The organism is Paenibacillus larvae subsp. larvae (assembly GCF_002003265.1).
Taxonomy (GTDB): Bacteria; Bacillota; Bacilli; order Paenibacillales; family NBRC-103111; genus Paenibacillus_H; species Paenibacillus_H larvae.
The window spans coordinates 116,322-128,332 of record NZ_CP019687.1 but is presented as its reverse complement, the minus strand read 5'-3'; the positions used below and the strand labels follow the sequence as shown (position 1 = coordinate 128,332).

Sequence of the window (12,011 nt, the reverse complement as noted above, 5' to 3'; positions counted from 1 at the left end):
TTATTCTCTAGAAAGGAAAGATAGCTTATATTTTATGTTCGTTTAAAAAGTAAAAAAGCTCATTCCTCCTCCATTTTTAAGTTGGAATAAGCCTTTGAAAGTTTATAAAATTTTCCGTTTTTTGGTAATTGGTTTATTTAGTAGCCGCCCTGTATTTCCGTCTTATTCTTCATCATACTGTAGATGATGGTTTACGGACCTTCTCGCTCACGTATATGAGGTTTTTTTGTCTTACCCTCCGCCAGCCTCCGATGATAGCTTAGAAGGAAGAGAGGGAGAACTATGAAGAAAATACTTTCCCATGATTTGCGTGAAAAAGCTGGTTCGAGCAGTTACAACAGGTTTGATTATCAGGTCCATTGGATTGTATATCACATGATGAATGAATACAGAAGAAATTTTCAGTTTCTGATGTCCTTTTTAAAGTCGCTTCTATTGCCAGGATGATTCACTTTCTTACCAGCAGAAAATTGCTGATGTGAAAATTAGTCATAAAAAATACCACTTCTTTATCAGCTTTTGGGAAGACTAATAAACAAATGGTATTTACTGGGTTATTATTTCTGTTTTATTGGCTCACAGATTCTAACCCTTTCAAGAAACTTTATGCTCAATCCGCAATTTATCCGCTACCATTGCGATGAATTCGCTGTTTGTCGGTTTGGATTTGCTGATATTTACCGTGTATCCAAAAATATAACTGATGCTGTCGATATTTCCGCGTGTCCAGGCAACTTCAATTGCATGCCGAATAGCGCGCTCCACGCGGCTTGGTGTGGTTTTATATTTTTCTGCAATAGCCGGATAAAGGGTTTTTGTAATTGCCCCTAATATTTCGATATTGTTATACACCATTGTAATGGCTTCACGCAGATACTGATATCCTTTAATATGTGCAGGTACGCCGATTTCATGTATGATCGTGGTGATATTTGCATCCAAATTTTTACCCTTAGGCATTTGCACTATATTCGCTTTGTTTGAAATGGCTGAAGTGAGGGAAGGCTGGTTTCCAACTAGCTGGCGGATTCGGTTAGTTAACACTTCCATATCAAATGGTTTCAGTATATAATAGGACGCCCCAAGCTGAACCGCTTTTTGAGTGATGTTCTCCTGACCGAATGCTGTCAGCATTATGATTTTGGGAGCAGGAGTCAAATTCATCTCACGAAGTTTCTCCAGTACCCCTAGGCCGTCCAGATGGGGCATAATGATATCCAAAATCAGTACATCCGGTATTTCATTCTGCTCGAATAAACGCAATACTTCATTTCCGTTGTAAGCAACAGCCATCACTTCCATGTCTTCCTGCTCTCCAATAAACTCGGAAAGCAATTGGGTAAACTCTCGATTATCATCCGCCAATAACACTTGAATCTTCTGCAACGTGGTTAGCCTCCTTTAACTTCCTGAAAAACAATCAGTAAGATTTTTCCTTAATGATACGTATTCGACAACGCACTGTAAAATCCTTCTGTCGAATAAAAAATATCTTTATTTTTTTGTGCAAATATCATATAATAATATTTTATCTAAAAATCCACCACGATTCGACAAAAAAGAACTAAAGGCTAACCGGCCTTTAGTTCTTTTGGTTTCACGGTGTTTTTAAGCATAATCCCTGAGTCTTGAAGCATCCATTCAATGAAACAGCCATATCCGCTTGTAGGGTCGTTAACAAAGACGTGGGTTACAGCACCGATCATTTTCCCGTTCTGGATGATAGGACTGCCGCTCATTCCTTGTACAATTCCTCCGGTTTTTTCGAGCAGCCGGGGATCTGTTATTTTGATAACCATTCCTTTAGTAGCCGGGTATTGCTGCTTGGATACATGAACAACTTCAATATCAAACTTCTCCACTTTTTGTCCGTTTAATACCGTATAAATTTGCGCAGGTCCTTCCTTAACTTCCTCGGCAAAAGCAACGGGAATAGCTTTATCGGAAAAACTATGGTCCGGCGGCTGCTTCATGTTTCCAAAAATACCAAAAGGCGTATTTTTTTCAATATTTCCTATGACTTTACTGTCTTTAAAAATTTGGGCATGTTTTTCGCCAGGTTCTCCATTTTGGCTTTTAGCGATGGAAGTTACATTAGAATGAACAATTTCCCCATTCCCCACAGTTATCGGTGTCTGGGTGTCCATATCTGTAATAACATGTCCCAGTGCACCATATACACCTTGTTTTGGAGCATAAAAAGTCAGAGTTCCAACTCCCGCCGCAGAATCTCTGATATACAAGCCAAGCCGATAGGATTTTTCCGATACATCATATGCGGGCTTCAGTTTGATATTCAGTTTTTGATTTCCCCGTGTAATAGACAAATCCAGCGGCTTAGAACTTTTGCCGGCTTCGTTTACGATTCGGGCAATTTTAGTAACATCGTTGGAAGGATTTCCATTAATGTGGGTGATATAATCACCTACATGAATTTTAGCTTCCTCTCCAGGAGATATTTTTTGTCCTTTATCGGCCGTAACCAAATGATGCCCCACTACAAGGATACCTGCCGATTTAATCTTGACGCCAATAGTTTGTCCCCCGGGAATGACTTTAAGATCCGGTACGACTTGCACCTTGACAGTCTTGAGGGGGATTCGGCCAAATAAGTTTAACTGCATTTCCGTTTGACCTGAATGACCCGACTGCAATGAGATGGGATTTTTCAAATTAACTTGAAATGAGTGCTGCGCCTGACCGTTCACCTGAACAATGTTCGGGTCAACCACTTTCAGTTGGGCATGAACCGGCATCGTAAGGTGTAGCTGTTTGCCTTGACCGCTGAAAATTCTTAATGTTTCAGGGAATGAGGCAAAATTCTGGAACGGGGTCGAAAAACTTACCAGGCACACGAAGAAAACGAGCATTAGACCAATCCATTTTCTTATTTGGTCTTTTTTCAACATCAACCACGCTCCTTTTGCTTCTTGTGGCTTAACAAGAGAAGAGCGGCTTCTCCCTGTCAGGAAGAAAGCCGCGCCGATCTTGTCATTGGCGTACCTATAAGGTAACCGCTGACCCGCTGTTTTATAACTGCAAATGATGTCTGATTCCACTAGACATTCCTTGTTTTTTTGACTTTTGCCATGTCAATCATTTCTTGTGCATGATGTAAGGTTGTATCCGTAACTTCTACGCCGCCTAGCATTCGTGCAAGCTCTCGAATTCGTCCATTTTCGTTCAAATCTTCCACTTTGGTAAAAGTCCGGTCATCATGAATTTCTTTATGAATGTAAAAATGAACATCAGCCATACAAGCCACTTGCGGAAGATGAGTGATGGAAAACACCTGACAGTTTTCAGATAAGTAAGATAATTTCTCCGCAATAGCCTGAGCCGCCCTGCCGCTCACCCCGGTATCCACTTCGTCAAAAATAAGAACCGGTATCTGCTCCATTCGGGCAAATATCGCTTTAAGTGCGAGCATAATACGTGATAACTCCCCACCTGAAGCAATTTTACTTAAGCCGCGAAGGGGTTCCCCGGGATTGGGCGCCATAAGAAATTCAACTTCATCTATTCCTTCGCGTGTAAATTTGAGCAGTTCCCCATTTACTTCTATTCCTTTTGGGTCCGAGACGGATTCGATATGAATCTCGAACTGGGTTCTCTCCATATGGAGATCTTTCAGTTCTGACTCTATTTCCAGAGCCAGCTGCTTGGCAACTTGTTTTCTTACGGAAGAAAGCCTGACCGCTTTATGAATAAGCTCTTCTTCCTGCTTTAACAATTGTTCCTTGACTTTCTGGATGACTTCATCTTTATTCTCGATTAAATCCAGTTCCCGCTTGATTTTATCCATATATTCCAGAATTTCTGATACATCGTCTCCATACTTCCGGCGTAAATTAGCAATAAGGTCTAATCTCTCCTCAATTTCTTGCAGCCTGTCCGGATTGAATTCCACTTGATCCCGGTAATCCCGAAGCTGATATGCGGCATCTTCAAGCTGATAAAATGCAGATTGAATTTGCTCTAGCAAAGGCTCAAGTTGTCTGGCATCCAGTCTGGTGATGTCCTGAAGTTTATGAACAACACCACTGATTGCATCCAGCCCCTGGTTGCCTCCGTAAATGAGATCATAAGATTCGGCGACATGCTGATACAGTTTTTCGGCATTGGACAATTTGCGCTTCTCGTCCTGCAGCCAAAGGTCTTCTCCTTCCTTCAGCCCGGCCGCCGCAATCTCCTCAATCTGAAACCTGTATAAATCAAGCATTTGCAGAGATTGTTTACTGTTTTCCTCCAGTTCGGAAAGCTCCCGGCGAAGCTTTATATAAATATTGTATGTTTTTTGGTAATCGGCTTTAGCTTTCCCTATTTCCCTTTCACCATACACATCAAGCTGATGAATATGTTCTTCTACTTTAAGTAAGGATTGATGCTCGTGCTGTCCATGAAGGTTCACCAGCCAATTTCCAACTTCACGGAGCATTGTCAGATTCACAAGCTGGCCGTTAATGCGGCTGGAGCTTTTACCTTGAGCCGTTACATCTCTGCGGATAATTAATTGTTCGTCTGTCCGGGCCATAATCCCCAGCTTGTCCAGAACCTCCCATACGGGGTGAGAAACGGGCAGCTCAAATACGGCTTCAATCTCTGTCCTGTCACACCCATGGCGGACCAGCTCTGAAGAACTTCTGCCTCCTACAATTAACCCGAGCGCATCGATAATCATCGATTTTCCTGCTCCGGTTTCTCCTGTAAGCACATGAAAACCTTGGCGGAACACCAAATGAACATACTCGACTACCGCTAAATTACGGATTGACAGCTCTGTAAGCATACATTCTCCTACCTTACATTAAGGATAATATTTGGTTGACTACATGAGAGGTTTGTTCTTTATTGCGGATAATAAGCAAAACTGTATCATCTCCGCAAATGGAACCCATTATTTCAGACCACTCCATGTTATCAATTAGAGCACATATGGTATTAGCTGTACCAGGAAGGCACTTCATGACAATCATATTTTCCGTATAATCAATTTGAACGAAATGGTCCGCCAAGGCCCGCTTTAACCGCTGCACTGGATTAAAACGCTGATCTGCCGGCATCGAATATTTGTACCGGCCATCAGGAAGAGGCACTTTAATCAAATGCAGCTCTTTAATATCCCTGGAGACAGTCGCTTGCGTCACATTAAACCCGGACTGCCGGAGGGACTCCACCAGTTCATCCTGGGTTTCAATCTCATTATTCGTTATAATTTCTCTGATCTTGACATGGCGTTGTCCTTTCATTCCTGCACCTCTAATTGAAACGTTATTTTTTTTATTTTTAGCTGATTCATATCCACATATAATACTCCATCCGTTTCCGGATATAACAACTGATAGATTAGTAGCGTATCACGAACAGATGTTCCTGTCAACTCCATTGGTTTTCTCTCCCTGGCCTTTTTCACTACATACAGTTTATCATTTTTTTCAGCAAAATAATCCAGATAAAGTCGGCTTTGCAGATCCTCGGTGTCGTTAACAGTGATGAGAATGGGAACCTTTATTTTCCCTGAAAGAACATTAAAACCGGCACCTTCAAGCAACTCCACTACTTCGTCCTCGGGTACTGGCTCCTTGGCAAGAGGAATCGGCATATTTTGCTTTACAGGAACATCAAGCCACCTTCGAAAACGCAGGGTTAACCAGGACACAATTACGGTCACAACCAGTAATGTAACAAATAAATCACCACTTTGCACCGCGGATCACCTCGCCTTATTATTTCTAGGACGAGGGGAAAAACCCTTTTTTCCTTAAGAAGTATGAAAACTCATCATGAAGATGAGTTTCCCGGCCGCAGTGCCCCGGATTCTTGAACCACCTGCTTGGCAGCTGCCTGTATAGTTTCTTTTACGATTAAAGGGTCTTCCGGGTTGCAGGCAAGATAGACCAGAAACTCAATATTTCCTTCACCGCCGGTTATGGGAGAAAAGGTTAGTCCTTTCATAAAAAAACCAATAGTTTCAGCAAACTCAACCACTTCTTCAATAACCTGCACATGTACAGCCGGATCACGCACAACCCCGGATTTACCTACTTTTTCCCGCCCGGCTTCAAATTGGGGTTTAATTAAAGCAACCACTTCTCCAAAATTCCCCAGTATTTGCTTAAGGGGAGGGAGAATGATTTTTAAAGAGATGAAGGAGACGTCAATCGTAGCAAAATTCGGTTTCGGCCCCTGTAAATCAGCCGAAGTCAAATAGCGGAAATTGGTTCGTTCCATCACATTTACACGTTCATCACTCCGCAATGACCAGTCAAGCTGGTTATATCCCACATCAATAGCATATACATAGGAAGCTCCATGCTGCAGTGCGCAATCGGTAAATCCTCCCGTTGAAGATCCGATATCAAGCATCACAGCCCCTGTAACGTCTATCGAAAACAGTTTTAACGCCTTTTCCAGTTTCAAACCTCCGCGGCTGACATAAGGGTGAACAGCTCCTTTCACCCGTATATCCGCTTTCCGGCATATTTTTATCCCTGGTTTGTCCACAGATTCTTCATTCACAAAAACAAGGCCTGCCATGATGGCGGCCTTGGCTTTTTCCCTGCTTTCATAATATCCCTGCTCCACTAGAAGCACATCAATACGTTCTTTATCTGACATTGCCATCTCCTGTATTCTATTCTGGGGTTTGAAGGATCGGGTTATTGGGCTCGTTTATTATGCCTTCTTGATAAAAAAGACTTTACTTGAAGAATGATATTATCAGATGTGAGTCCGACTTCGCAGCGCTGCTCTCTGATAGAGCCATGCTCGACAAAATAATCCGGTACCCCCATGGTCTTGATTCGCATTCCATAGATGCCTTGCTCCGCATAAAATTCCAATACACCGCTGCCGAATCCTCCCAGCTGAGCCCCTTCTTCCAAAGTAATCAAAGGAAGATTCTCCTGTGCCAACTGAAGCAGCATCGCTTCATCCATAGGTTTAATGAACCGCGCATTAATCACTCTAAGCTGAATCCCGTCTTTTATAAGCTGTTCAGCAGCTTCCTCTGCTACTTGAACCATAGGCCCTACTGCCAATACGGCGGCGGACTGACCTTCACGGATCACTTCCCAGCTTCCGATAGGAATGGATCTCAGCTCTTTATCCAATTCAAGGCCTAGTCCGTTGGTTCGGGCGTAACGGTAAGCGATGGGTCCGTCATCATACTCAAGAGCCGTCTTCATCATATGCCGAAGCTCGTTCTCATCCTTGGGCATCATCAGCACCATATTAGGCAGTGTCCGCATAAATCCGATATCAAATACCCCTTGATGGGTTTCCCCGTCAGGACCGACGAAGCCGGCGCGGTCAATGGCAAACGTCACGTTCAGATTCGGGCGGCAAATATCATGTACGATCTGGTCATAAGCCCGCTGCATGAAAGTGGAATAAACGGCAAATACCGGTTTCAGCCCTTCAGTGGCAAGACCTGCACTGAATGTAGCCGCATGCTGTTCAGCGATTCCTACATCGACCATACGATCCGGAAAGCGTTCGGCAAATTTCATAAGTCCTGATCCGCCTGGCATTGCAGGTGTAATGGTGACAATTCGGTCATCCTTTTCAGCCAGTTCAATCAGGGTATTTCCGAACACTTCCGTATACATGGGGTTTCCGACAGATTTCAGGATCTGCCCTGACTCAATTTTGTAAGGACCGGCTCCATGCCATTTGTGCGAATCCTTCTCAGCCGGTGTATAGCCTTTTCCCTTCTTCGTCACAACATGAATCAAGACTGGCCCGTCCACACGTTCAGCCTGTTTCATTGTCTCCATCAGCTGATGGATATTGTGACCGTCAACAGGGCCAAAATATTTAAATCCGAGTTCCTCAAACCAGACTCCGGAAACAAGCAGATATTTCAGGCTGTCCTTGAATTTCTCTGCTGTTTTGGCAAGCGTTCCGCCTATAGCCGGAATTTTCTTCAGCAGACTTTCCACTTCTTCTTTGGCCTTGCGGTAATGCTTGTCGGAACGAATTTTTGTCAAATAATTATGGAGAGCACCTACATTCGGGGCAATGGACATCTCATTATCGTTCAGGATAACCATCATCTTCCGTTGTTCATGCCCTATGTGGTTCATGGCTTCAAGGGCCATTCCTCCGGTCATGGCTCCGTCTCCAATAATGGCGATAATTTTATCCTTCTCCCCTCTAAAATCCCGGGCAACCGCCATCCCCATCGCAGCTGAAAGCGAGGTACTGCTATGTCCCGCCTCCCAAATATCATGTTCGCTTTCCGAACGCTTGATAAAGCCGCACATGCCCTTATACTTGCGCAGTGTATCAAATTGATCCTTCCGACCTGTCAAAATTTTATGGACATAAGACTGGTGGCCCACATCAAAAATGAACTTGTCTTTCGGACTGTTGTATAACGTATGAAGGGCAATGGTAAGCTCTACTATACCTAAGTTGGAAGACAGATGACCGCCGGAAAGGGACAGCTTTTCGATAAGAAATTGGCGGATCTCCCCGGACAGCTGTTCCAATTCTTCAAGGGATAATCCCTTTAGATCATCAGGCTGATTGATTCGATCGAGCAGCACGCTTGTTTCCTCGCTTTCCGCTTTGTGTTTTTTGCTTTTTATTAGCAAAAATGCGTATTCCGAATTTATTTTCTATAACATAAAATACTTTCCTATAAAAAGTACGATTGCCGTCGAATGGTGGATAACGAAGGTCAATTAAATCAAAAAATACACCGAACTGATTAAAAGTAAAACAATCAGCATTCCGATACCCCAAGGAAAACCTTCGAGCATGGTGGTGGAAACGACTATTAAATATACAAGCTAAAATAAAAGTTACAATTGATAAAAATACTCTATTTGATGGAGTACTTCCAAGAAAATCTCATTTTTCAACTCCCATGTCCAAAAAAGGAAACAATAAACAACAAAGCCGCTCCTTTAAAGGCAGCAGGCATGACGGGGAAATAAAACGGGATCTTCAAAAACGAATGTAACACATCCAAGAATAAGAAAAACATGATAAAAGTCATGGAATCAGAGTGTTGGCTCGCGAGTAAACGCTGTGGCTTAGGTCCAGCAGGTTTTCCCAAGCGGGACACCCTTTTGTCGCCAAATGGGCGGTTTCCTTCATGTCTGTCTTGATGCCGCCCGCCGGCCATCAGACTAGATGACCACTCAGTCCACACTATAATCCCCAGAAAGCCCCATAATCATGAACAGTCTAGGGGCTTTCCTAGGCAGCCTTTAACCGTTTCTTAGCCTCTTTTAAAGGGAATGGTTTCATTCAGCATCAACCCCCAAATGGGCGCCGGAAGCCAACATCAGGAACTTCATCGATGTGCCCTTTAACAAATTTTTAGGTCCGCCCTCGGAAACGGTAGACTGACTGAATACTGTACCACTCCATAACAGATATACTCGATTATAACATAATTTCGTGACATTTCTAACATAGACAGGCCTGGCCTGTTTTAAAAGCAGAATGATCAGACCAAAGGCTGACACCCTTTGCGGGATCAACGGTCTCTTTGCAAAAGATAATCAGCGATTCCTATTAAGTATTCGGGGTTGCTTAAATTTGCTTCAAGCAGCGCTTGTTTTCCTTGTTCCGTCAACCCTTTTACTTTATCCCTGGATGCTTTAAGCCCAATAAAATAAGGATAGGTGACCTTTTTCTGTTTCTCGTCACTTTTCACCGGTTTTCCAAGCTTGGCTTCGTCTCCGGCCACGTCAAGTATATCATCCATAATTTGAAAGGCCATGCCGATACAGGAACCGAAGACTGTAAGCGCACGCAGCTGCTTCTCATCCGCCCCGGCAAGTATGGCTCCTGCACGTAAGCTGCATATAATCAGATCACTGGTCTTGCAGGCATGAATGTACTCCAGTTCTTCCAGCCGCGTGATACCCTGCACTCCCTGCATATCGGCAGCTTGTCCGCCGACCATTCCTCTTGCTCCTGCGTAGACAGATATTTCCTCAACAACGGCCAGCACCTGTTCCGCAGAAAAACCACCTTGCCGGGCAGCTTGTGTCACGCTGTAAAAAGCATGTGTCAGAAGAGCATCTCCCGCCAGAATAGCCATGGCCTCCCCGAATTTTTTATGGTTAGTCGGCTTGCCCCTACGATAATCATCATTATCCATAGCCGGCAGATCATCGTGAATCAGGGAGTAAGTATGAATTATTTCAATAGCGCAGGCTACCGGCATGACCTTCTCAGGAGCTAGTCCAAAGCTTTCTACCGCTGCAAGTACGAGGACCGGTCTGATTCGTTTGCCTCCTGCCATTAAGGAATAAAGCATAGATTCCCGGAGATCAGCCGGAAACTCCCATTGTACAGGCAAAGACCCTTCCAGAGCTTCTTCAACCTGGCGGGCACGGGTTTGTAAATATGCTTGAATAGACCCCATATTATTTATGCTCATTCGATCTTGTCCCCCAAGGAAGGCTCGAAAGGCTTTTTGATCAGACCGGCTTCACTTTCTACCAGCATGTCTATTTTCTTTTCAACCTGCTCCAACTTTTTCCCACAGAGATGGGAAAGTTTCATTCCTTCCTGATACAGCTCGATGGCCTGCTCAAGAGGAACATCTCCGCTTTCAAGCCGGGCAACAATGGCTTCCAGCTTCTCTATGGCTTCTTCAAAGCTTACTGTGTTTTCCTCATTCGGCATCCTTGTTCTCCTCCATCGACCAGATATGACAACCGAGCCGGCCATCGGTCAGTTTTATTTTTACAACATCGCCGATCTGTACCTGATCCAGCGATTTGATTAATTGCTTTTCCTGTTCATCATAAACAAGGCTGTATCCGCGCTGCATTACTTTCAGCGGGCTGAGCGCGTCCAGTTGGCGCATAACGGCGCCAAGTTCCCGCCGGTTCGACTTGTATATCCCCTGTATAGCCAGTATTAGGGCACGCCCTGCCGCATCACTACATCTTCGGGCATAGACTACCTGCTCTTTCGGATTGAAGGCGGATAGCCTTTTCTCCAGTCTAAGGTGGCAGTCTCCTGCTGCAGAAAGCTTCTTTTGCATACGGAAGGCAAGCTGCTCCCGCACGCGGTCCAGCCTCTCCAGGGGCTGCTGAGTAAGCTGGCGCCGCGGATGGACAAAGAAGGGGGAGCGCCGCAGCCGCTCCAGCCTGTCCCTTCCGCGTTCGAGCCGCTTTAGCAGCCCCTGGTGGAGCCGCTGCCTGTACTGGTCGAGCTGCTGCTGCAGCTCAAGCTTGTGCGGCACGGCCAACTCCGCAGCGGCTGTCGGCGTCGCCGCCCTCAGATCGGCGACGAAGTCTGCGATGGTGAAGTCAGTCTCATGTCCGACGGCCGAAATGACAGGGATCGCGGAAGCGAAGATACTGCGGGCAACGAGTTCCTCGTTGAACGCCCATAACTCTTCGAGCGATCCCCCGCCCCGGCCGACAATCAGTACATCGACTTCACCGTCGCGGTTCATGGCGTCGATCGCCTTGGTGATCGACGGGGCCGCCTGTGCCCCCTGCACAAGAACAGGGTACAGGTATACCGGCACCGAAGGGAACCTTCTTTGCAGCGTGATGATAATATCCCGTACGGCAGCACCCGTAGGCGATGTGACAACACCGATAGCTTTCGGATACTTAGGAATGGGCTTTTTGCGCTCTAAGGCAAACAAGCCTTCCGATTCCAGCTTTTTTTTCAGCTGTTCGAAGGCCAGATACAAATTCCCCATTCCGTCCGGCTGCATCTGCTGAACGTAGAACTGGTATTGTCCATCACGTTCATAAACGGAAATATTGCCACGGGCCAGCACCATTGTACCTTCTTTCGGTCTAAAAGACAGGCGCTGATTTTGTGACGCAAACATAATGCTCTTCAGGCGGCTATCCTTATCCTTCAATGTAAAATACATATGTCCGCTGGAATGATGGGTAAAGTTGGAGATTTCTCCACGTACCCAAACATCCTGAAGAACGGAGTCACTCTCCAGCTTCATTTTCATATAACGGTTTAATTCCTTGACCGACAGAATTTTCCGTTCTTTTATCGCCATT

General features: G+C 44.9%; 10 protein-coding genes. All 10 read right to left on the bottom strand.

Going from position 1 to position 12,011, the window contains the following annotated elements:
- Nucleotides 1-594 precede the first annotated feature (594 nt).
- A complete protein-coding gene (spo0A, locus tag BXP28_RS00685; RefSeq protein ID WP_036658065.1) occupies nt 595-1,386 on the bottom strand; it encodes a sporulation transcription factor Spo0A in 792 nt (263 codons plus the stop codon).
- Nucleotides 1,387-1,571: 185 nt separating this feature from the next.
- Nucleotides 1,572-2,909 carry a SpoIVB peptidase gene (gene spoIVB, locus BXP28_RS00680; RefSeq protein ID WP_036658496.1) on the bottom strand — a complete coding sequence of 446 codons (1,338 nt, stop codon included), beginning with the start codon at nt 2,907-2,909 and terminating at the stop codon, nt 1,572-1,574.
- A gap of 149 nt (nt 2,910-3,058) precedes the next feature.
- Complete coding sequence (recN, locus tag BXP28_RS00675; protein ID WP_023485501.1) at nt 3,059-4,789, bottom strand: DNA repair protein RecN; 1,731 nt, start codon at nt 4,787-4,789, stop codon at nt 3,059-3,061.
- A 13-nt stretch (nt 4,790-4,802) separates the two neighbouring features.
- On the bottom strand, nt 4,803-5,249 hold the full coding sequence (gene ahrC, locus BXP28_RS00670; RefSeq protein ID WP_023485502.1) for a transcriptional regulator AhrC/ArgR: 447 nt from the start codon (nt 5,247-5,249) through the stop codon (nt 4,803-4,805).
- Nucleotides 5,246-5,707, bottom strand: coding sequence for a hypothetical protein (locus tag BXP28_RS00665; protein WP_023485503.1), 462 nt, complete (start codon nt 5,705-5,707; stop codon nt 5,246-5,248). The genes ahrC and BXP28_RS00665 overlap by 4 nt, the downstream gene beginning before the upstream one ends.
- Before the next feature lie 74 nt (nt 5,708-5,781).
- Nucleotides 5,782-6,624, bottom strand: coding sequence for a TlyA family RNA methyltransferase (locus BXP28_RS00660; protein ID WP_036658063.1), 843 nt, complete (start codon nt 6,622-6,624; stop codon nt 5,782-5,784).
- Nucleotides 6,625-6,659: 35 nt separating this feature from the next.
- The gene (dxs, locus tag BXP28_RS00655; protein ID WP_036658495.1) at nt 6,660-8,552 is read right to left on the bottom strand and encodes a 1-deoxy-D-xylulose-5-phosphate synthase; all 1,893 of its coding nucleotides are present in this window, start codon (nt 8,550-8,552) and stop codon (nt 6,660-6,662) included.
- Nucleotides 8,553-9,493: 941 nt separating this feature from the next.
- Nucleotides 9,494-10,399 carry a polyprenyl synthetase family protein gene (locus BXP28_RS00640; RefSeq protein ID WP_394804613.1) on the bottom strand — a complete coding sequence of 302 codons (906 nt, stop codon included), beginning with the start codon at nt 10,397-10,399 and terminating at the stop codon, nt 9,494-9,496.
- A 2-nt stretch (nt 10,400-10,401) separates the two neighbouring features.
- Entirely contained in the window at nt 10,402-10,653 is a 252-nt protein-coding gene (xseB, locus tag BXP28_RS00635; RefSeq protein WP_023485507.1) for an exodeoxyribonuclease VII small subunit, read from the bottom strand.
- Nucleotides 10,643-12,010 (bottom strand): exodeoxyribonuclease VII large subunit, encoded by a 1,368-nt coding sequence (gene xseA / locus BXP28_RS00630; RefSeq protein ID WP_023485508.1) that lies wholly within the window; start codon nt 12,008-12,010, stop codon nt 10,643-10,645. Before xseA ends, xseB begins: the two co-directional genes overlap by 11 nt.
- Nucleotide 12,011 lies beyond the last annotated feature (1 nt).